This window comes from Halobellus sp. Atlit-38R (genome assembly GCF_003665925.1).
GTDB classification, from domain to species: Archaea; Halobacteriota; Halobacteria; order Halobacteriales; family Haloferacaceae; genus Haloquadratum; species Haloquadratum inordinatus.
In genome coordinates this window covers 53,682-73,646 of sequence record NZ_QXIJ01000006.1, presented here as the reverse complement: position 1 = coordinate 73,646, position 19,965 = coordinate 53,682, and the positions used below count along the sequence as shown (strand labels likewise).

The 19,965-nt window shown below is 66.2% G+C and carries 19 protein-coding genes; 9 read left to right on the top strand and 10 right to left on the bottom strand.

Annotated elements, in window-relative coordinates:
- Positions 1–2: 2 nt before the first annotated feature.
- Together D3D02_RS10030 and D3D02_RS10025 are read right to left on the bottom strand one after the other, a co-directional pair.
- Complete coding sequence (locus tag D3D02_RS10030; RefSeq protein WP_121569847.1) at positions 3–929, bottom strand: DMT family transporter; 927 nt, start codon at positions 927–929, stop codon at positions 3–5.
- Positions 930–977: 48 nt separating this feature from the next.
- Positions 978–1,526: a CBS domain-containing protein gene (locus D3D02_RS10025; protein WP_233560634.1), complete on the bottom strand. Its 549-nt coding sequence runs from the start codon at positions 1,524–1,526 to the stop codon at positions 978–980.
- Positions 1,527–1,700: 174 nt separating this feature from the next.
- Here D3D02_RS10025 and D3D02_RS10020 point away from each other — a divergent pair, with 174 nt between their 5' ends.
- Positions 1,701–2,378: a reverse transcriptase-like protein gene (locus tag D3D02_RS10020; protein WP_121569846.1), complete on the top strand. Its 678-nt coding sequence runs from the start codon at positions 1,701–1,703 to the stop codon at positions 2,376–2,378.
- Between the two features lie 31 nt (positions 2,379–2,409).
- Here D3D02_RS10020 and D3D02_RS10015 read toward each other — a convergent pair whose 3' ends face one another.
- Positions 2,410–4,653, bottom strand: coding sequence for an NADP-dependent malic enzyme (locus tag D3D02_RS10015; RefSeq protein WP_121569845.1), 2,244 nt, complete (start codon positions 4,651–4,653; stop codon positions 2,410–2,412).
- Positions 4,654–4,779: 126 nt separating this feature from the next.
- Positions 4,780–5,952, bottom strand: a complete 1,173-nt coding sequence (locus D3D02_RS10010) for a Xaa-Pro peptidase family protein (protein ID WP_121569844.1) — start codon at positions 5,950–5,952, stop codon at positions 4,780–4,782.
- 141 nt (positions 5,953–6,093) lie between these two features.
- Here D3D02_RS10010 and D3D02_RS10005 point away from each other — a divergent pair, with 141 nt between their 5' ends.
- From D3D02_RS10005 to D3D02_RS09985, 5 genes are all read left to right on the top strand, one after another.
- Positions 6,094–6,936, top strand: coding sequence for a COX15/CtaA family protein (locus D3D02_RS10005; RefSeq protein ID WP_121569843.1), 843 nt, complete (start codon positions 6,094–6,096; stop codon positions 6,934–6,936).
- A 232-nt stretch (positions 6,937–7,168) separates the two neighbouring features.
- Positions 7,169–8,065, top strand: a complete 897-nt coding sequence (locus D3D02_RS10000; protein WP_121569842.1) for a basic amino acid ABC transporter substrate-binding protein — start codon at positions 7,169–7,171, stop codon at positions 8,063–8,065.
- Positions 8,066–8,095: 30 nt separating this feature from the next.
- Positions 8,096–8,923, top strand: a complete 828-nt coding sequence (locus D3D02_RS09995; protein ID WP_121569841.1) for an amino acid ABC transporter permease — start codon at positions 8,096–8,098, stop codon at positions 8,921–8,923.
- Entirely contained in the window at positions 8,920–9,660 is a 741-nt protein-coding gene (locus tag D3D02_RS09990) for an amino acid ABC transporter ATP-binding protein (protein ID WP_121569840.1), read from the top strand. Before D3D02_RS09995 ends, D3D02_RS09990 begins: the two co-directional genes overlap by 4 nt.
- 73 nt (positions 9,661–9,733) lie before the next feature.
- Positions 9,734–10,270, top strand: coding sequence for a hypothetical protein (locus tag D3D02_RS09985; protein WP_121569839.1), 537 nt, complete (start codon positions 9,734–9,736; stop codon positions 10,268–10,270).
- Here D3D02_RS09985 and D3D02_RS09980 read toward each other — a convergent pair.
- On the bottom strand, positions 10,263–11,765 hold the full coding sequence (locus tag D3D02_RS09980) for a replication factor C large subunit (RefSeq protein ID WP_121569838.1): 1,503 nt from the start codon (positions 11,763–11,765) through the stop codon (positions 10,263–10,265). The two genes, D3D02_RS09985 and D3D02_RS09980, sit on opposite strands and share 8 nt — an antisense overlap.
- 142 nt (positions 11,766–11,907) lie before the next feature.
- On the opposite strand from D3D02_RS09980, the gene D3D02_RS09975 reads away from it, so the two are divergent.
- Together D3D02_RS09975 and D3D02_RS09970 are read left to right on the top strand one after the other, a co-directional pair.
- Positions 11,908–12,366, top strand: a complete 459-nt coding sequence (locus tag D3D02_RS09975; protein ID WP_121569837.1) for a pyridoxamine 5'-phosphate oxidase family protein — start codon at positions 11,908–11,910, stop codon at positions 12,364–12,366.
- Positions 12,367–12,445: 79 nt separating this feature from the next.
- The gene (locus D3D02_RS09970; protein WP_121570003.1) at positions 12,446–13,042 is read left to right on the top strand and encodes a transporter; all 597 of its coding nucleotides are present in this window, start codon (positions 12,446–12,448) and stop codon (positions 13,040–13,042) included.
- 32 nt (positions 13,043–13,074) lie between these two features.
- On the opposite strand, the gene D3D02_RS09965 is transcribed toward D3D02_RS09970, so the two are convergent.
- Entirely contained in the window at positions 13,075–13,623 is a 549-nt protein-coding gene (locus tag D3D02_RS09965) for a GNAT family N-acetyltransferase (protein WP_121569836.1), read from the bottom strand.
- A gap of 75 nt (positions 13,624–13,698) precedes the next feature.
- Complete coding sequence (locus D3D02_RS09960; RefSeq protein WP_121569835.1) at positions 13,699–14,400, bottom strand: metal-dependent hydrolase; 702 nt, start codon at positions 14,398–14,400, stop codon at positions 13,699–13,701.
- A 204-nt stretch (positions 14,401–14,604) separates the two neighbouring features.
- Here D3D02_RS09960 and D3D02_RS09955 point away from each other — a divergent pair, with 204 nt between their 5' ends.
- Positions 14,605–15,312, top strand: a complete 708-nt coding sequence (locus D3D02_RS09955) for a helix-turn-helix domain-containing protein (RefSeq protein ID WP_121569834.1) — start codon at positions 14,605–14,607, stop codon at positions 15,310–15,312.
- Between the two features lie 68 nt (positions 15,313–15,380).
- On the opposite strand, the gene hmgB is transcribed toward D3D02_RS09955, so the two are convergent.
- From hmgB to D3D02_RS09940, 3 genes are all read right to left on the bottom strand, one after another.
- Positions 15,381–16,718, bottom strand: a complete 1,338-nt coding sequence (gene hmgB, locus D3D02_RS09950) for a hydroxymethylglutaryl-CoA synthase (protein WP_121569833.1) — start codon at positions 16,716–16,718, stop codon at positions 15,381–15,383.
- Positions 16,719–16,851: 133 nt separating this feature from the next.
- Positions 16,852–18,288, bottom strand: coding sequence for a hypothetical protein (locus D3D02_RS09945; protein WP_121569832.1), 1,437 nt, complete (start codon positions 18,286–18,288; stop codon positions 16,852–16,854).
- The gene (locus tag D3D02_RS09940) at positions 18,285–19,850 is read right to left on the bottom strand and encodes a hypothetical protein (protein ID WP_121569831.1); all 1,566 of its coding nucleotides are present in this window, start codon (positions 19,848–19,850) and stop codon (positions 18,285–18,287) included. The genes D3D02_RS09945 and D3D02_RS09940 overlap by 4 nt, the downstream gene beginning before the upstream one ends.
- Positions 19,851–19,965: the final 115 nt, after the last annotated feature.

The window sequence follows — 19,965 nt, the reverse complement described above, 5'->3', positions numbered from 1 at the left end:
CGCTACGAGCGGACCAGCCGTCTGAGCCGCGGCAGCTCAGCGCGGATCGCCCGCCGCTTGAGGAGGAGAAACCCGACGAAGATCACGAGAAAGCCGACGACGGTGTAGGTCGTCGGGACCTCGTCGAGGACGGCCCAGCCGGCGAGCGCGGCGAACACCGGCGCGACGTAGGAGACGAGGTTGATCTCGATGGCTCCGAGGCGCTCCAAGAGATCGAAGTAGACGAGAAAGCCGAGCGCGCTGGCGACGAGCGCGAGGTACGCGAGCGCCGCGATCGATTCGACGGTCCACACGACGTCGGCGAACGACTCGCCGATGCCGACGCTGACGCCGTGCATTATCAGCGCGCCGCCGACCATCGACCACGCTTCCATCGTCTCGATCGGCAGCGAGGCGTCGATCCGAGTCGTCAATACCGACCCGAGCGCGAACGCCGCGGCCGCGCCGAAGATGAGCAGTTTCGCGACCGCCCCCCCGGTGAGGAGGTTGTTCGGATCGGGGTTCGAGAGGATCGCGACGCCGACGAGGCCGAGCAAGAGCCCCACGATGCCGACGGTCGTGAGCCGCTCCTCGGGGAGAAAAACGCGCGCGAACCCCGTGGTCAACACCGGACTGAGGCTCACGATGACTGCGGCCGCCGCCGAGGTGACGGCCGGGTCGGTCTCGCCGATGAACAGCAGCGTGTGGTACCCCGCGATGAGAAGCGTCGCGCCGATGCCGACGACAGCCCACTGGCCGCGCGTCTGTGGGATCGGCTGGTCGGTCGCGTAGAACGCGTACGCGAGCATCAACAGGCCGGCGACGTCGTACCGGAGCGCCGCGAAGAGCACCGGTGGGATGAACTCCAGGCCCGCCTTGATCGCCATAAACGCGGATCCCCACGCAGCCGCGAGGAGGACGAATAAGAGGAGGTTTCGATACCGGGTCACAGCGAAGGTGCGGCGGCGGCCGCCCTCAACGTTTCGCTCTCCCGACGTTCACTCCGTGCCCGACTCGCCGGCTTCGGCTCCCGCCCCGGTGGCGCGTCGCTCGTCCCGAATCGCGCGGATCACGTCCTGGCGGGCGACGATCCCGACGAGTTCGCCGTCGTCGAGCACCGGCAGCCGGTTGATGTCGCGCTCCTCGTCGGCCAGGAGGTCCAGAATCTCGTCGATCGACGCGTCGGGCTCGACGGTCACGACGTCCGACGTCATCACCCCGCTGATCGGCTTGTTCGTGTTCCGCAGGAGGTCGATGCCGAGGTCGAGGTCGTCCCAGGAGACGTCGACCGCGTAGGTGAGCGTCTCTAAGAACGGCGGAAAGCCGACGGGGATCCACAGCGTCCGGTCCTGCGTCTGGAACAGCCCGACGAGGTCGTGCTGAGTGACGATCCCCGCGAGCGAGCCGTCCTCGTCGACGACGGGGTAGCCGTTGAAGTCCGCGCGGGCGAGTCGGCTGAGCACCTCGCTCACGTCGTCGTCGACCGACACCGTCTCCACGTCGGTCGTCATCAGATCGCGAGCGGTCAGCGTCTGGATCTGAGCCATACGGGAGTATTGGCCGGTCGCCGTCTAAGCGTTTGGCCCGCGCTGGAGCCGACTTCCGTGTCCCGACCGGGCGCGAGAACTCGATGGACTGCACCCACCTGTTCGAGTCTGCTTTATCTGTGCTCGCACCGTTATCGAGGATATATTTAAGAATCCGCGTTGGCTAGCAGGGGTATGGCCGCTCACGGCCGTCCGACGCTCCGTGACCTGTTCGACGACTCTCCGACGCCGCACATCGCGCATCCGCCGCGCACCCACCATCGACACTTCTACGTCGCGACCGACGGGTCCTATCGTCGCGACGGTGCCGGCGGCGGCCTCGGTGCCGTGATCGAGACCCGGGACGGGACCCGCGTCGCGCGGGTCTCCCTGCCCGACACCGCGCCGAACAACAACGTCGCCGAATATCGCGCGCTCCATCTGGGCCTCGACGTGCTCGCGGCCCGGACGCCCGGGAACGCCCGCGTCGGCGTCCTCGTCGACCACGACGACCTCGCGGCCGCAGTCAACAGCGAAGTGCTGGCCGGAGCCGGCGGCGACGCCGAGTGGCGACCGCACGGCGTCGAGCGGATCCCGCCGGGCAGCGAGTCCCACTGGCGCGGCATCCGCGCCCGCATCGCCGGCTTCGAGGAACTCCGAGCGGCGCGGATCGACGGCCGAGAGAATCCCGCACACCCGCTCGCGAACGCGCCGCAGGACTACGCGCACGTGAACCGGCGCGCGGACCGCTGTGTCCTCCCCGACCCGATCGACACCGGAACAGGGGAGACGGGCGTCGCCGACGACGTCCGCGACGGGAACGACCCGCAGTTCCCGCCGCCGTCGCGGTTCGAGAATCGCGCGAGCGACTGACCGAAGTACGAACGCGCCCGCAGTGGCGCGATTACTCCTGTGCGTCGACGACGGCGACGCCGGCGAGGTTGACGATGTCTTTCACTTCGTCGCCGCGCTGCAGGACGTGCACCGGCTTGTCCATCCCGACGAGCATCGGCCCGATGGCCTCTGCGCCGCCGAGGCGCTGGAGGAGCTTGTAGCCGATGTTCCCGGATTCGAGGTTGGGGAACACCAGGACGTTCGCGGGCTCGTCGAGCTGGGAGAAGTCGTAGGTGCCTTCCAGAATGTCCTCGACGACGGCGGTGTCGGCCTGCATCTCACCGTCGACGGGGAAGTCGATGTCGTCGTCGGCGTGGAGCATCGAGACGGCGTCGCGGATCTTCCGGGTGCTCGCGTTCTCGACGCTGCCGAAGTTCGAGTACGACAGCATCGCCGCGCGCGGTTCGACGTTGAACCGCCGGGCGAGTTCGCCGGTGTGCTTCGTGATCTCCGCGAGCACGTCCGAATCGGGGTCGAAGTTGACCGTCGTGTCGGCCGCGAAGATGACGCGGTTCTTGAACGTCAGCATATACACGCCGGCCGCGTAGTCGGCGTCCGGCGCGGTGCCGATGATCTGCAGCGGCGGGCGGAGCGCCGAGGGGTAGTGGTGGGTCAGCCCCGTCAGCATCGCGTCGGCGTCGCCCTGTTCGACCATCACGCTGGCGAAGTAGTTGCTGTCGCCGCGGATCAGCTCGTGCGCCTCGTTCTCCGTGACGCCTTCGCGCTGCCGGAGTTCGTACAGGCGGTCGGCGTAGTAGTCCCAGTCGCCGCTGCGCGGGTCGACGATCTCGGGCTGGAATTCGAGGCCGAGGTCGGCGGCGGTCTCTGCGATCTCCTCGGCGTTGCCGACGAGGATCGGCTGGGCGATCCCCTGCTCTTGCATCTGGTAGGCCGCGCGGATGATCTTCTCGTCGCCGCCCTCCGCGAGCGCGACCCGCTTGGGGTCGGACTTCGCCTTGTTGAGGACGACGCGCATCATCTCGCGGGACTTGCCGAGGCGCGCCTCCAGGCGCTCCTCGTAGGCCTCGAGGTCGACCTCGCTCCGAGCACAGCCGGAGTCCATCGCCGCTTTCGCGACCGCGGGCGCGACCTCGAAGAGGACGCGGGGGTCGAGCGGCTTCGGGATGACGTAGTCGGGGCCGAACTGGAGCGGCTGGTCGCCGTAGGCCTTCACGACGGCGTCCGGCACGTCCTGTCGGGCGAGTTCTGCGAGCGCTTTCGCGGCCGCGCGCTTCATTTCCTCGTTGATCTCCGTCGCGCGGACGTCGAGTGCGCCGCGGAAGATGAACGGGAACCCGAGGACGTTGTTCACCTGATTCGGGTAGTCCGAGCGCCCGGTCGCCATAATCACAGTGTCGTCGCGGGCGGCCTTCGCGTCCTCGTATTTGATCTCGGGGTCGGGGTTCGCCATCGCGAAGACGATCGGATCGTCCGCCATCGAGGCGACCATCTCTTGGGAGACGATGCCGCCGACCGAGAGGCCGACGAACACGTCCGCGCCGGCCATCGCCTCTTCGAGCGTGTCGTCGTCGGTGTCGGAGGCGAACTCGGCTTTGTACTCGTTGAGCCCCTCGCGGTCGGTCCCGATGACGCCCGAGGAGTCACACATCACGATGTTCTCTCGCTGCACGCCGAGGGAGGTGTAGAAGCGAGCCGTCGCGAGCGCGGACGCGCCCGCGCCGGAGAAGACTACGTTCAGGTCTTCGAGCGCTTTGTCGACGACGTCGGCCGCGTTCAGGAGGGCCGCGCCGGAGATGATCGCCGTCCCGTGCTGGTCGTCGTGGAAGATCGGAATGTCCGTCTCCTCGCGCAGTTGCGACTCGATCTCGAAGCACTCGGGGGCTTTGATGTCTTCGAGGTTGATGCCGCCGAACGTCGGCTCCATCGCCCGGACGGTGTCGACGATCGCGTCGGCATCGTCGAGGTCGAGTTCGATGTCGAACACGTCGATGTCGGCGAAGCGCTTGAACAGGACGCCCTTCCCCTCCATCACGGGCTTGGACGCTTGCGCGCCGATGTCGCCGAGGCCGAGGACGGCGCTGCCGTTCGAGACGACGCCGACGAGGTTCCCCTTCGCGGTGTACTCGTAGGCGCGCGTCGGGTCCGCGTCGATGTCGCGGCACGGGGCCGCGACGCCCGGCGAGTACGCCAGCGAGAGGTCACGCTGGGTGTTCGTCGGCTTCGTCGTCGAGATCTCGATCTTCCCAGGCGGCTCCTCGCGGTGATACTCTCTCGCGTCGTCGTCAAGTCCCATAGCGGCGGCGAGGATAGCTGCACAAAAAAAGCTATCTGTCGAAGCGCCATTCGACAGACGACGTACGGATTGGTCACTCGCTACGACGGCCGGCGTGCCACTCCGGAGAGTGTCCCCCGCCCGGCGTCAGAGCGTGCGGACGTCGTGCCGCTCGACGGTGAACGCCGACCCGTCGATGGCGGACGTTACAGAGCGGGTGGGCCACTCACCGGTGCTCGTCAGGACTTCGACCCCGTCTTCGGTGACGAGCACGGTGTCTTCGGACTTTGCGCCGCGAACCGTCGGGTTGTACGCGTACGCGAGCGGTGCCTCGATCGGTTCGTCGCTCTCGGGTGCCGCGATCCACTCACGCGTGTCGAAGCCGGTCGCGCCGCCCTGGTGGTGGTTTCGCCACTCGTCGGGCTCGCCGAGTGTGTCGTACGCGCCCGTGATGGCGTCGAAGACGTCGCCGGCTGTGCCGCTGCTCTCACCGCCCCCGGCTGCGCGCTGCGTCGCGTCGAGTGCCGACGCCTCGACGCGCATCGCCGTCTCGTGACGGCTCGCGAGCCACGCCGGCGCGCTGTCGAACGCGACCGTCCGGGTCGCGCTGGCGTAGAGTCCGCCGCGCTCGGCGGACACGGAGACGAGCGCGTAGTCGCCGAGCTGTGCACCGGTTGGCGTGAAGTGGCGGTACGTCTGCGCGCGCTCGCTGCCACCGACGAGCGTCACGGGCGCTTCGATCCCCAGCGTTGCGAGCGAGATGCGGAGTCCCGCGGCGGCCTCGTGTTCCGTGTCGCCGGACTGGAGTTCGCGCGCGACGCGTTCGAGCGCGTCGGCGACGTCGCGGCCGAGCGCTCGGTACCGCTCGACGTCCGTCGCAGAGAGCGGGCGACGGAGCCGACTCGCGTCGAGTTCGTCGAATCCGGGGACGGCGAAGTCGGCCGCGCCCGCACCCGCGGTCGCGTCTGCGACGGCCGACGCCAGCGATGACTCGTACCACGGGACGGACGTGACATCGAACGGCGCCGGCAGTTCCTCCTCGGCGAGCCGTTCGGCTTCGATGTTGGTGGTGACGGCGACGAAGCCGTCGTCGCGGGTGAAGCCGGCGGCGGCGACGCCCACGTCGGCGTCGCGGTCGACGACGTTGCTGCCCGTCGTCAGCCACGCGAAGGAGTTCGGCTGACCGAACCAGATCGCGTCGAGTCCCTCGCTGTCGAGAAACTCGGTCAGTCGCTCGCGGCGGTGATCGAGGTGTTCCTGCGTTCGATCCCGGTCTGCGTCGTCGTTCGGAGCCGCAGTCGGCGGCGTCTCGTCGGTCATACCTCCGGGTACCGCCGCCGCGACTTGAAACGTGTCGAAACCGTCGCGGCCTCGGTGTCACATCGTTCGTCACCGACGGTCGACCGAGGGTCTCGCCCGCCGAGAGAGCGATTCAAGTGTCTCCGGTCCCGAGCCGTGGATATGGACACACGTCTCCGTCGGCTCGTCGGCATCTCAGCCGCGCTCACGGGCATTCTGATGGTGCTCGGCGTGTACACTGCGGCGGCGGGCGCGGGGCTGACCTGCGCCGGCCGCTGGCCGCTGTGTGACGGATTCCTCGGACTGTTCCCGGCGAACTGGAGTAGCTTCATCGAGTGGTTCCACCGACTCGTCGCGATGATCACCGGCTTCCTCGTCCTCGGGACGACGATCCTGGCGTGGCGCGAGGGCGCGGACCGACGCGTTCGCCTCGCGCTCGCCGGTGCGACGATTCTGCTTCCGTCGCAGATCATCCTCGGCGCGCTCACGGTGAAGACCTACCAGTGGGCGATCCTGCTGGCGCACTTCAGCACGGCGTCGATCATCTTCACCGGCGTCGCACTGGCGGCGGCGTGGACGTACGGATCCGCGGGCGCGAGCTACGATCGGATGCGGAAGTCGCTCACCACGGCCGGGCTCTTGCTTCCGGTCCTCCTCGCACTGACGCCGCACGCCTTCGTCACGTTCGGCCCGCCCGTACAGGCCGCCTACTACCTCCTCGGGCTCGGTACCTACGCCGCGCTCCTCGCTACGGCCGTGTGGTCGTCGCCGACGGCCGGCACGGACGCGGCCCGAGCGTCACGTCGCGTTCGCCGACTCGCTGGCGCGGCCGCGCTCGTCGTCGTCTCGTTGCTCGTCGTCGGTCGGCTGGTGTACGGTGGGACGCTCCAGTACGTCTCGATCGCCGGCAGCCTCGCCGCGCTCGGACTCGTCGCCGTCGCGTGGTACACGGTTCGACGCGGTGCCGACTCGGCGGGCTCGCGCGGCGTTCCCGGGAGCGACTGACCCGCGACGCCGACTCGATCGACCCGGCGCGACGCCCCTACGAGGTACTCAGCCGACTGCGCCGGCTACGCCTCTCCAATCGCCTCACGGCGAGGGGCGGCCGGACTAATCGCACGACGTCGCCGCCGGATCGAACTTTGCCCTACGAGCGGTCGAAAAGCCGTTAGTTGGGTGAACGGACGTATACCGAAACGACACGTTGTTATATTCCTCTCTGTAACTCAACGGTGTTATGGACAGACGGACCTACGTGAAGACTGGTGCCGGCGTCATCGCCGGCGGGCTGTTCGCCGGGTGTACCGGCGGCGGGTCTGGTGGAGAGGCGACTGAAACGAGTTCCGGAGACAGCGGGTCGTCGACGACGGAATCGAGTGACACCGAGGCGACGACGACGGAGTCGGCCGTCCCCTCGAAGGTCGTCATCGGCTCGGACATCCCGTACCGTCCCTTCGAGTACGAGACGACCTCGGGAGAACTGACGGGCTTCGACGTCGACATCGCGGCGGCGGTCTTCGAAGACCAGCTCGGGATCGACTACGAGTTCAAGCCGACGAGCTTCGACTCGATCATCCCCTCGCTCAACAACAACAACTTCCGGATCATTATGTCCGCGATGACGATCAACGACCAGCGGGCGCAGGAAGTCGACTTCTCGGATCCGTACTTCACCGCCTACCAGACGGTTATCGTCCGCGAGGGCGGTTCGATCTCCTCGAAGGCGGATCTTCAGGGACAGCCGATCGGCGTCCAGAAGGGCACGACGGGTGCCAACGCCGCCGAACAGCTGAAAGAGGAATTCGACGGCGACCTCGACCTCAAGAAGTACGACCAGATCTCCGGCGCGTTCCAGGCCCTGATCAACGGCCAGGTCAACGCCATCATCAACGACAACACCGTGAACGCCGAGTTCGCGAACGAACGCGACGACGTGGTGTTCCTCGAAGGCGAAGGCGCGGCCGCCGAGAGCGGACAGGAAGCACCGCCGTACCTGACGCTCACCGTCGAGAACTACGGTATCGCGTTCCGCCAGGACGACGACGAGTTCCGCGAGCGCGTCAACGAGGCGCTCGCGACGATCAAGGACAACGGCACGTACGACGAGATCTACTCGGAGTACTTCTCGGGATAACCCTCGACAGATCTGTATTTCGTCCCAACTATGGCAGATTCATACTCGGGCGCGCCGGCCGAAGCCAACGCCACCGCGGACGGGTTTTTCGACGATCAGACGCTGAAGTATCTCGGTGTCGGACTGTCGAGTCTGTTCGCGCTGGGCGTCGTCTTGCTCGTTCTGTACATCCTGTCCGTCCAGGTCGATTACGGGCTGATCCCGACGATCTTCCCGCAGTTCATCAGAGCCTACGGGCTGGTGCTCGGCATCGTCGTCACGGGGAGCGTGCTCTCTGTGACGTCCGGGATCTTCGTCGGTCTCGCGCGCGTCTCGAAGACACGGATCACGAGCGGGATCTCCGCCGCCTACGTCCAGTTCTTCCGCGGGACGCCGCTGCTGTTTCAGATCTTCGTCGTCTACTTCGGCGTCCCGACGCTGTGGCCGGGGACGTTCCCGATCTCGAACTGGGGGCTGCCGACGGCGATCATCTCGCTGACGCTGAATCACGCGGCGTACGTCGGCGAGGCGGTCCGCGGCGGGATCGGTGCGGTGCCAGACGGACAGATGGAGGCCGCGCGTTCGCTCGGGATGGGATACGTGCAGGCGATGCGCGAAGTCGTCATCCCACAGGCGTGGCGCAACGCGCTGGCGGCGGTCGGCAACGACCAGATCATCCTCGTGAAGGACACCTCGCTTTTGACGGTTATCGCGATTCCCGAACTCATCCAACAGTTCCGCGACGTCAACAGCGCCACGTTCGACCCGTGGACGCCGCTCGTGTTGGTCGCGATCGCGTACCTGTCGATCACGATTCCGATGGGTCGCCTCGTCGAGTACCTCGAAGCCCGTTCGGACTGGGGGGGTGAGTCCCAATGACTGCGGACCACGCCCTCCTGGAGTTCGACCACGTGGACAAGTACTTCGGCGAGACGCACGTCCTCAAGGAGGTCTCACTCGACATCGAGGACGGCGAAGTGTGCGTCGTCGTCGGCCCCTCGGGGTCCGGGAAGTCGACGCTGTTGCGCTGTGCGAACCGCCTCGAAGAGATCCAGGCTGGTGAGATCCGCCTCGACGGGCGGTCGATCTCCGACCCCGACGCGGACATCAACCGGCTTCGACAGCGCATCGGGATGGTGTTTCAGTCGTTCAACCTCTTCCCGCACAAAACGGCACTTGAGAACATCACGCTCGCACCGCGGAAGGTCCGCGGTATCGACGAGAAGACCGCTCGGACTCGCGCCGAAGAACTGCTCGAAGACGTCGGCCTCCTCGAACAGGGGGCCTCCTACCCGAATCAGCTCTCTGGCGGCCAACAGCAGCGCGTCGCGATTGCGCGGGCGCTCGCGATGGACCCCAAAGTGATGCTCTTCGACGAAGTGACGAGCGCGCTCGACCCCGAACTCGTCGGGGAAGTACTGGAAGTGATGCGCGGGCTCGCAGACGACGGGATGACGATGATGGTCGTCACCCACGAGATGGGCTTCGCGCGCGAGGTCGGCGACAGAATCGTCCTGATGGACGAGGGCCGGATCGTCGAAACCGGCGAGCCGAAGTCGTTCTTCGAGAACCCGCGAACCGACCGCGGCGAGCAGTTCCTCTCGAAACTGCTCTGATCGGGACTGCCGTCCTCTCTTTCTGCGACGAACTGCGGGAAAGCACTTACCGGCGCTCTCCGTAGCGTCGCCCGTGACCAACGTCCCCGGTCCCGGATTCGTCCTCCTCCTCGCTGCGGCGGCGACGCTCGTCGTCCTGCCGCTTCTGGCCGGCCTGAGCCTCCTCGTCGCGACGGTTCTCGGACGACGTCTCACCTGGACGCTCGTCGGTGTTCACGCGGTCGGGATCCTGGCTGCTGTCGGCGCACTCGCCGCTGGCTCGCCGGTCGGAATCCAGGACGCGCCGATCGGTGCGACCGTCGGTCTCGTCCGATTCACGGCCGGCGTGCTCCTCGGTGGGCTCCTCGTCGCGGCCGTCGTCGAGGGACTCCCGATCGCGCTCGGTGCGCTGGTGACGGTACTGTTCCGTGACACCTCGCGAGAACGTGGGCTGTGGTGTGCGACGGCCGGCTACGCGCTCGGCGGCGTCGGCGGCGCGCTCGTCGGATTGCTTCTCACCCGAAGCCTGGCCGCCGTGGTCGTCGGTGCGCTCCTCGCTCCACTCACCGCGTTCGGCGGACCGATACTCGACGCGGCGGCGACGTGGGTCGGCACCGCCGAACTCACATAAAGTCCGAGAGTCCGGCCTGGCCGTCGTCGTCCGCCGCGTCGGCCTCGTCGGCCCCGTCGCCGGGCTCGGTTTCGTCGCGGTCCAGCACGTCCGCGCCGAGCGTCTGCTGGGAGTCGTCGCCCTCGCCGTTGCTCGCGTCCGCACCGGCGCTCCCGTCGCCGGGCTCGGCGGCGCCAGTTCCTCGGTCGCCGCCGGCGAACGCCCCGCCGGCGTGCGCTTCGAGTTCGTCGGTTCGGCGGTCGGCAGCGTCTTCGACGATCGACTGCACCTTGTTCGTCGTCTCGCCGCTCCCCGTGATGTAGGAGACGGCCGCCTCGTCGAGATCGTACCAGGCGGCCATCGCCACGGTCAGCTCTCTGGGCTTGCAGTGGTGCGTCATCGCCGCGAGGAAGGGCAGAACGTCGAGCCGAGCGGTCGACATCGAGAAGCCGCCGGATTCGGCGATCGAGCGGACGACCTCGTCGCGGGTCGCGTCCCGCGTCGACCGATAGGGGGCGCCGCCGTAGCGCGTCCAGCCCCCGCGAGTGTGGTCGCGTGCGGCCGCGACGCCCCCGGCGAGGTTGTCGGTCGCGTAGCGCCACCAGCTGTAGTCGTAGTCGGTCGCATAGACCCGGCTCGTCCAGACGTCGGCGTTCGCGAGGAACTCGTAGGCGCGGGCGAGTTCTTCGCCCTCGTAGACGAGCGAGACCTTGTCTTCGACCCACTTGAGAAGGTCTTCGGGGGTCTCGTCCACGTCGTATGCGGTCTGTAGCGCCTCCTTCGCGGGCTTCTCTTTCAGCACGGCGTCGAGGAACTCGAACAGCCCGACCGCGCGGTTCCGCGAGCCCGTGGTCACGTCTTCGAGCGTGACCCGTGACTTCCCGTCGGCGGTCGCCTGCAGGTCCTTCACCGCCGCGCGGAGGTCGCCGCTGTTGGCCTCGGCGATCCGTTCGAGCGCCTCCTCCTCGAACTCGATGTCTTCTTTCCGCAGGATGTCTCGGAGCACCGGGACGATCGAGCGCGCCGAGACGTCGCGGAACTCGATCTCCTGGGCCGCGTTCCGCAGCCCGTTCGACATATCGTAGTACTCGTTGGCGATGAGGACGATCGGCTGGTTGGCCTCCTTGAGCAGGCGCGTGACGGCCTGCTTGCCGCCGCGGTCGTACTGGTAGTGGATGTTGTCGGCCTCGTCCATTATCACCAGTTGGCGACCGCCGCTGTCGCCGCCGACCGACCCGGCGAGCGTCGCGTTCCGCGAGGCCCGTCCGGCGAACCGCTCGATGGCGTCTGCCGTCCGCTCGTCGGAGGCGTTGAGTTCGACGACCTCCCAGCCCATATCGTTCGCTACGGCGTGGGCGGCGGAGGTCTTCCCGACGCCGGGCGCGCCGTGGAGGACGACCGGCTCGCGGTGGTCGTCCCACGTGTCGGCCCACTCTTTCAGGGCGTCGCGGGCCTTGTTGTTGCCGCGGACCTCCGACAGCGTCGTCGGGCGGTACCGTTCGGTCCAGTCCGTCATTACCGGTGGAAGGAGCGAGGCCCGTTTAGTGGTTGCGGGGTGGCACCGCGCAGATCACGCGCTGTCGGTGCCGGCTCCCGAACGGCTTCCTTTTGTTATAACCGAGCGACAGTTTATGGTTCCGTGGCACCTACTATCACGTATGTCCGCAGACGAGAGCGCTGTCGTGCTTGACCGCGAAGCGATCGACGAACTGCTCGGGACGGGCGGCGTCGGCGTGCTTGCGCTCGCCAGCGACGACGACCCATACGCGATTCCTGTCTCCTACGGGTACGACGCCAACGCCGGCGAGGTGTATCTCCGCCTCGGGTTCGGAACCGACTCCGAGAAACGCGAGTACCTCGCCAGCTCCGATCGAGCCGCGCTCGTCGTCACCGCCGAGGGTAACAGCGGCTGGGAGTCCGTCGTCGTCCGCGGCCCGCTGGTGGAGATCCCCGAAGCGAGTATCGACGGGACGGTCGTCGAGGCGATCCGCTCGATCGACATCCCGTTCTTCACCATCTACGAGGAACCGCCTCGGGAACTGGAGTACACGCTCTATCGGTTGCGCCCCGAAGAGATCACCGGCCGCCGCGAGAAACCGGCGACCGGAATCGAGTAACCGGATGCTTGCCGACGGCGGTTCGTCGGCGTCTCACTCGACCACAAGACACCTATAGGAGTACTCTCACGTGGAACCGATGGCACGATCCGAGTCGACACCGACGTCGCGGCGAGGCTACGCCCCGGACGGTCGAACGCTCGGTATCGCCGCGCTGGGCGGCGTCCTCGCGTATCTCGTTTCGTACGCGCTCACGTACGCAGTGACCGGCCAGCAGATCTCGAACTCGCTTGCGGCCCGGGTTCTAGAGATCGCCACGGGCGAGCCCGGAACGTGGAAACTGGTCGGCTGGGTGTTCTACAACGCACACTTCGTCACCAGCGAGATCCCCGGGCTGTTCGGCTCGACGGCCGTGAACCTCGTCGGGCGCGGCGACACGTTCTCGGCGGCGCTCTTCGTCCTCCCGCCGGTCGCGCTGGCACTCGCGGGGGCGCTCGTGGCGGCCCTGGGCCGGTCCGAGACGCCGATGGCCGGCGCGGTCGGCGGCGCCTCGGTCATCCTCGGCTATCTCCCGCTCGCGGTCGTCGGCGCGTTCCTCTTCGCCGTCGACGTCGGCGACGCCACGGCCGGACCGACGCTAGTCACGGCGATTCTGCTCGCAGGGCTCGTTTACCCGCTCGTCTTCGGCACGTTCGGCGGGGCGCTCGGTGCGCTCGCCACGCCCGAGCGTGCGTGAAGCGCCGAATCTGCGTTCCGGATCGCTCCGCGTTACAGATCGCGGGCGACCATCTCGCCCCAGTGCTCGAAGCCGTATCGCTCGTAGAACGCCTGTGCTCTGTCGTTCTCGCGGTCCACGTCGAGCACCATCCGATCGAGCGGGAGGTCCTGGGCACGCGCGCTCTCGACGGCGGCGTTCATCAGCGCGTCGGCGACGCCCGTTCCGCGGTAGTCGGGGGCGACGAAGATCTCGTTGAGGACCGCGGCGTCCCAGACGAACGCCAGCGACTCCGGGAGGACGAACGCGTAGCCGACGACGTCGCCGTCGCCGTTTGCACCGTTTTCCGCGGCTCCTGATTCGCCGACGGCGACGCGGACGCTGTCTGGATCCTCGTCCACGCAGCGGTCGACCCACGCGAGCCAGCGCTCACGGTACTCCGCCGTCAGTTTCTCCTCGTAGACGGCACCCTTCTCCTCGCCACCGGTGTCCGCGCCGATTCCGAGCTCGAACCCGCGCTTCAGTTCCCAGAGCGCGTCGCGGTCGGTCTCGGTGTCGTACGATCTGATCGTGGCGTCGGCCGACGTTGCCTGCTCGGTCATCAGTCTCACTCGACGTCCGGAGCGCAAGAACGCTGCCATCTCCGTCGAACCGGTGGTGAAGGCTCGACCGTCTGATCACTCCTCGGCGTCCGCGCCCGCTTCGGCACCGCGCCGCACCTGCCACAGTCGGACGGCGGTCACAAACGCCGAGAGCGGGAGCAACCACGCGCGAAAGCCCGTCATCGCCACCGGGAAGATGCGCTCGACGCGCTGTGGTCCTCCCGAGTCGCTGCTCCCGTCGCCACTCACGGGTTCGAGGCCGAGTGTCGGCTCGGCGTCCAACACCGTCCGGAACGCGAAGTTCTCCGTCGTGCGCCGTGATTCCGTCTCGGGTGGTGAGAGATCGACGAACGTCTGGACCCACCCGCGGTCCGTCGAGTAGAACAGTCGCCCGTCGACCGTGTAGAAGGTGTCGTGCAGTGGATAGAACGCGTTCACGCCCCCGACGACGAGGTCGGGGACGATCGCGGCTCCGAAGAGGCAGCCGACCGCGACGAACGCGACTCGGAGCCCGCGGTCGCCGTATCGCTGGCGGACGACCGAGTCGGCGCCGCGTCGGGCGTCCCACCACAGCAGGGCGAACAGGGCCGCAGGGAAGAGCAGCGTGTGACCGACAGAGCGGTGTGCGCCCGAGAGGACCGGTTCGAGCGCCACGTCGAGGTCGGGGAGCACAGTCGCGGCGGCGACGACGAGTGCGCTCCGACCGTCGAACTCCTCGCCGAGGAGCGCGGCGGCGATGAGGAGTGCGAGCGCGACGTGGACGAGCGTCGATGGCACGACGGTACTCTACGCCCGACCAGACTTGAACGTTCGTGCGGAGTTGATTCGCCGTTCGGCCCCCAACGGTGGTGTTCTGGATCCGACTGAGCCGTTGTATTCTCGGCGTTCGTCGAACCCCCCGTTCGATACGCTTTTGCGGCCGCCTCCCCCAGTTCCCAGCAGTATGTATCGTGAGCGGTCGATCGCGGAGGGCTGGAAGCCGTGACGACGGTCCCTCGAGAGGATCTCGCGCGGCGAATCGCGGGCGAAATTACGTTGAGTGACGATCCGGGCGCGACGCTTCGCAAGTGGCGCACGGACTTCGACGTCTCACAGACGGCGCTCGCCGAACAGTTGGACGTCTCCTCGTCGGTCATCTCCGACTACGAGAGTGGCCGCCGCGAGAGCCCCGGCATCGGCGTCGTCAGACGGATGGTCGAGGCGCTCCTCGACATCGACGAATCTCGGGGCGGGGGTCGCATCCGCCAGTACGCTCGCGTCATCTCCGCGGGGTTCGAGAGCGACATCGTCCAGGACCTCCGGGAGTATCCGACGTCCATCCCGCTGGAGACGCTGTACGACGCGATGGACGCGACCGAACTCGTCCGCGGCGATCAGGATCGGATCAGCGGCCACACCGTCATCAACAGCATCGAAGCGATCACGCGCCTCTCCTCGGAGGAGTTCTACCGCCTCTACGGCCAGTCGACCTCGCGCGCGCTGGTGTTCACGGGCGTCACCCGCGGGGAGTCGCCGCTGGTCGCGATGCGCGTCGTCAATCCGACGCCGAACGCCGTCATCCTCCACGGCCTCACAGAGGACGACCTCTGGGAGCACGCGCCCGCGCTCGCCACGATCGACGGCTTCTCGCTCGCGATCTCGAACCGGGATCTCGACGAGATGCTCGACGACCTGCGGCGACTCCCGTAGGTACTCGACTGCGGTCACCGCGAGAGAAAGAACAGTCGCTGCCGCCGATCCGTGCTCCTCGTAGCGCCCTATTCGACGTACTCGTAGCGCCGCTCGTTCATCCGGCCCCAACCGGTGAAGACGAACTCGCCCTCTGGCTGGGTGAACTCCTCGACCTCGACTTCCTTCTGGTGGTTGTGGACGTCGTGGACGAGTTCGTACTCCTCGAAGGAGAGGTCGTAGCGGTCCGCCAGTTGCGCATCGACGTCGAGACCCTCGACGCCCTCGCGCCAGCCGTCGCGGACGGTCTCGGCGTGGATCTCCGCCTGCGCGCCCGAGCCGTAGGAGCCGACGAGCATCTTCTCGCCCGCGAGGTCGACGTCCTCGGAGGCGGCCGCCCGGAGCGCGGAGAGCCGAGCGAGATGCACCGAGGCGGTGTACCAGTTGCCGACCTGCCCGGAGACCTGGATCGTCGGCTCGATCGCCTGCTCGTACCACTCCTGGTACTGACGCGTCCCTTTCAGTTCGTCCATATACGCGCGGATCGCCTCCTCGTAGTCCTCGCGCGTCTCGTAGTTCTCCTCGCGCGGCTGCATCCCGATGTCGTCGGCGAGGGCGTCCTCGATCTCGGTGTCGCGCGTGATGTGCCGGTAGCCGAGCAGCGCGGCCTTTCGGACCATCCCCGGATACGGCGTGTGGAACGGGAAGTAGACGAAGTCCTCGGGGTGAGTGTCGCCGGCGACGGACTCGTAGTCCTCCAGGGCCTCGCGCATCCGCGCGAGATACACCTGAATCGAGCGCTTGCCGTCGACGCTCGGGAACTGCTGATTCGGCTTCAGGAAGTCGGTCTCGTCGGCGCTGCCGTACCCCTGCTCTGTCGAGAGCGCGACGATGTCCGGCTCCTCGTCGATGAGCATCGCGACCGCACCCGCGCCCTGCGTCGCCTCGCCGGGGTCACCGCGCTCGTAGAGGGCCGTGTCGGTCGCGATCACGAGCGCCGCGCGCCCGCGATTTCGCCCCGCGCGGATCCAGTTGTACGCGTCGTCGAGACACTGCGTGCCCGACAGGCAGGCGAACTTCCGCTCGCCCTTGTTCGCGTGGTGGAAGTCGCCGTCGTACACCTGTTCGAGACAGCCCGCGATGTACGTCGAAACGGGCTTCGAGTTGTCGAAGGCGGACTCGGTCGCGACGTCGATGCGACCGATGTCGTCGGGCGTGAGCCCTTTCCGGTCCATCAGTTGCTTGGCCGCGTTCGCGCCCATCGTGACGATGTCCTCGTAGACGTCGGGCAGCGAGGAGTACTCGATGCCGATGCCTTTCGTGTACTTTCCGGGGTCTTCGCCCTTCACTGGCGCGAACGTTTCCGCGAGGTCCAGACGGAGTTTCCCAGACCAGAGTTCGATGGCGTCGATGCCGACGGCAGTCATACCTCTCCCATCTCGTGGTTCGCTTATTGTTTTGTCGATAGCGGTGTCGACGATTGTCTAACAGTAAAGACAGGGTCGACGATGCCGAGCGTACGCGGAGAGTTGCGACTCGGTATAAAAAATCGGCCGACAGTCATCTCCAGATCCCACCGAAGATATCACCCCAATCCCAGCCATCGCCGCCACCTCGGGGCTCGTCATCGTCGTCACCCCAGAAGTCGTCCCAGAAGTCGTCCCAAAAGTCACCCCAGAACCCGTCGTCATCGTCGGACTCTGGGTAGACTCTCACGTTCACTTGGTCGGTGTCAGTCGCGCCGGCGACGTCGGATACCGTTAGCTCAACCGTGACCTTCCGAGTCTCGGATGGTGGTGCACCGACGAGCACCACTTTCGGGGTCGCACTCTCCGAATCCACGAGGGTAATGGTCTCTTCGGCGAGTCCACCACGATCGGTGATCTCCCAGCCGTAACTCAGTTCGTCCCCGTCTGGATCCCTACTCCCGGTCCCATTGAGTTCGACGAATGTCCCTCCGATTTCATCCGCGTCGTCGTCGGCCGCTGCAATTGGGACGGCCTCGATCGATACGGGGTAGATCACCGCTGCACTCGGGACACTAGGTTCCGTGAGTGCTCCCCCTTCGCCCCTGCCGATGTTGTCTGGTCCAGCGTGCTCAGGCGGTCCCTCTCCGGGGTGACCGTCGCCGTCATCCTCCTCGTTAGTACGGAGTTCTTTGTCGTCGCCAGCGTCGGCGATCGGCGGTTGGTTAGCCTGTTCGACCGTCACTGTCGTTCGATCCTCTCCGGTCGCCGTCGCGTTCTCGACGGTCAGTTCTACGACAACTGTGTGATTCGCGTCTGTAACGTTCTCTTGGACCTTGAACGTCGAATCGAGGGAATCAGCGTCCGCGACCGCGACGGCGTCGGTCGAGACGTCGTCGTAATCGACAATATCCCACTGATACGTGACCTCGTCTCCGCTGGCGCTGGTGCTCCCGTCTAGGCCTACCGCAGAGCCATTTTCGCCGGAGACGGTCTGCTGTGGCCCGGCGTCGACCACGAGCGTCCGCTCGGCCGCATCTGTCCCGTCCGCGCTCCCGTCGGCGTCCGATTCGGTGGGTGATCCGATCGTCGTCGTCTGTTGGAGCAAGAGGGTCTCGGTCGCGTCATTTATCACCGAGATGGTGACCTCAGATCCGGCGGCCTGATCCCACCCGAGTTGCCACGTCTCACCCGGATCAAACTGTCCGTCTCCACTGCCGCCATTGCGGATCTGTCCGGACGCGAAGGCGTACGAGAACTCTCCAGAACTGTTTGTGACGACAACCCGAAGTGCGTCCGTGGATACCGATGACCCACCGTTGTGCGAGAGTGTGAGTGACGCTTCGGTCGCCGTCATCGTGATCTCGATCGGCGTCCCGCTCGCGCTGCCGGCTGCGCCTGCTGCATCCCCGTTAGATCCTCCAGTTTGAGAGGAGACGTAATATGCACCAAACGTCGTCGCACTGACAATTACCACTGCGAGGAAGAGGACGGTTCCGAGGGACTCTGCTTGGGCGCGGGTGTCTATCATCCGACGGCTTTCTCCTTTACTTCGATGTTGCCGTCAGCATCTTTGGCAGTCACACGCACCACGTACGGATCGGTTTCCCTTTTTTCGTTGAAGTTCTTGTCTGTAATGGTTAGAGAACCAGTTCCTGAACTTGTATCCGACTCGATAGGGGTACTGTTTCCATTTCCATCAACAAGTTCGATAGTGAGTTCTTGGACGTCATCGTCGCTGTCGCTATCTTTGGCGGTCACTGCCTGGATTTTACCTTTTATTCTGTTTGATTTACTTTTATCATCAATGTCGAATGGCTCAATCGTAATCGCCGACGTATCCGACCCACCATCGTCAGGGCCGCCACCACCTGCTGCCTGAACGTCCAGTGCGTACTGCACGTTCTCGTTTCGGCCTCCCTCAAAAGCGGAACTGCTCACGTCGTACACGCCGCCGGCCGCTGTCCGATAGGTCACGTTCACCCAGTCCGGCCCCGCCGCACCGGCGGTGTACTGATACCGATAGCGACCGGGATCAACGACGACACCGTCGGGGACGGTTCCGCTCTGGCTGTCCCCGAGCACGGACGTCCCGACCGGATTGTTGTACTTGTCGCGAGATTCGACGGCGAACGGATACGTCCGCCCGGCGAACGGGCTCTCGGTCAGGTCCTCGACGCTCGTCAGGTACGCCGGCTCCGTGTCGTCGACGTTTGTCCCAACCCCGACTTTCGCAAGCTTCAGTTGGTAGGTCACGTCCTGCTCGAAGAACAGTTCGACGCCGTTTGGTCGCTCTTCGACCCGATAGACGTATCCACCGTCGTTCGGATCCGCGGCGGGATCGTACTCACCGGTCTGATTCAGGAGTTCGAGCCACGACTGGCGGTTCAGTTCCGAGGGAACGAAGATCGAGACGTTCTCGCTCGTGCTCTCGTTCGAGATGCTGATCGTGCGCGTCGAGACGCTCACTGCTCGCGGATCGACGGCGAGTGTGCTGGCACCGCCCCGGGAGAGCTCGCCCGAGAGTGTGACGAGCGAAATCCGCTTCCCGGAGACGATCGGCTGATCGGTGAGAGTGAGATTTCCCGAGCGGAAGCGGTTGTAAACGATGCCGTTCTCGTAAACGGTCGCGGGCGCGCCGTCGTAATTCGCGTAGCTCGGCCGATAGACGAGCGACTTCGTGGTGTAGTTGTGCGTCGTCCCGTTCCAGAAGTCCGCGGTCTCGGGGTAGTCCTCCTCCGTGGTGGCGCGGTCGTCGGCCGTCGCGTTCCGAATCTGAACCGTCCCGAGCGACGACGTCGAGAGGGTCCCGCTCGGTGGCGCGGGATTCACGGCGACGACGCGCGTGGGATACTGCGTCCCGAGTTCGACGCTGGCCGGCGCTGACGATCCCGTCGCGGCCGTACCGAGGATCGTATTTCGGACTTCCTGCAGATCCGACTGGACGCGCTGATTGTGCTGGAACTCGATCTGTCGGTTCTCCTGTGGAACGACAGTCGCCTGATACAACGAGAGCGAGATAACGAGAAATCCCAGGAGCAGGACCGCTCCGATCTGTACCGTCACGGCCCTGTCGTCGCCCCCGAGAGACATACCCCGGAATCGGCGACTGGTGGATAAAAATATGCCGGCAAAGCGGCACGAATCGAGGCCGAGATCGCATCGGAGACCGACGCTCGCGTCCCGGTCACGGGAATGGTAGAGTGAT

Coding starts and splice junctions, on each gene's coding strand:
- D3D02_RS10015 (WP_121569845.1), bottom strand. CDS start 4,653: ATGGGACTTGACGACGACGCGAGAGAGTATCACCGCGAGGAGCCGCCT.
- D3D02_RS09945 (WP_121569832.1), bottom strand. CDS start 18,288: ATGATAGACACCCGCGCCCAAGCAGAGTCCCTCGGAACCGTCCTCTTC.
- hmgB (WP_121569833.1), bottom strand. CDS start 16,718: ATGACTGCCGTCGGCATCGACGCCATCGAACTCTGGTCTGGGAAACTC.
- D3D02_RS09975 (WP_121569837.1), top strand. CDS start 11,908: ATGTCCGCAGACGAGAGCGCTGTCGTGCTTGACCGCGAAGCGATCGAC.
- D3D02_RS09990 (WP_121569840.1), top strand. CDS start 8,920: ATGACTGCGGACCACGCCCTCCTGGAGTTCGACCACGTGGACAAGTAC.
- D3D02_RS10010 (WP_121569844.1), bottom strand. CDS start 5,952: ATGACCGACGAGACGCCGCCGACTGCGGCTCCGAACGACGACGCAGAC.
- D3D02_RS10000 (WP_121569842.1), top strand. CDS start 7,169: ATGGACAGACGGACCTACGTGAAGACTGGTGCCGGCGTCATCGCCGGC.
- D3D02_RS10020 (WP_121569846.1), top strand. CDS start 1,701: ATGGCCGCTCACGGCCGTCCGACGCTCCGTGACCTGTTCGACGACTCT.
- D3D02_RS09995 (WP_121569841.1), top strand. CDS start 8,096: ATGGCAGATTCATACTCGGGCGCGCCGGCCGAAGCCAACGCCACCGCG.
- D3D02_RS10025 (WP_233560634.1), bottom strand. CDS start 1,526: ATGGCTCAGATCCAGACGCTGACCGCTCGCGATCTGATGACGACCGAC.
- D3D02_RS09970 (WP_121570003.1), top strand. CDS start 12,446: ATGGCACGATCCGAGTCGACACCGACGTCGCGGCGAGGCTACGCCCCG.
- D3D02_RS10005 (WP_121569843.1), top strand. CDS start 6,094: ATGGACACACGTCTCCGTCGGCTCGTCGGCATCTCAGCCGCGCTCACG.
- D3D02_RS09940 (WP_121569831.1), bottom strand. CDS start 19,850: ATGTCTCTCGGGGGCGACGACAGGGCCGTGACGGTACAGATCGGAGCG.
- D3D02_RS09980 (WP_121569838.1), bottom strand. CDS start 11,765: ATGACGGACTGGACCGAACGGTACCGCCCGACGACGCTGTCGGAGGTC.
- D3D02_RS09965 (WP_121569836.1), bottom strand. CDS start 13,623: ATGACCGAGCAGGCAACGTCGGCCGACGCCACGATCAGATCGTACGAC.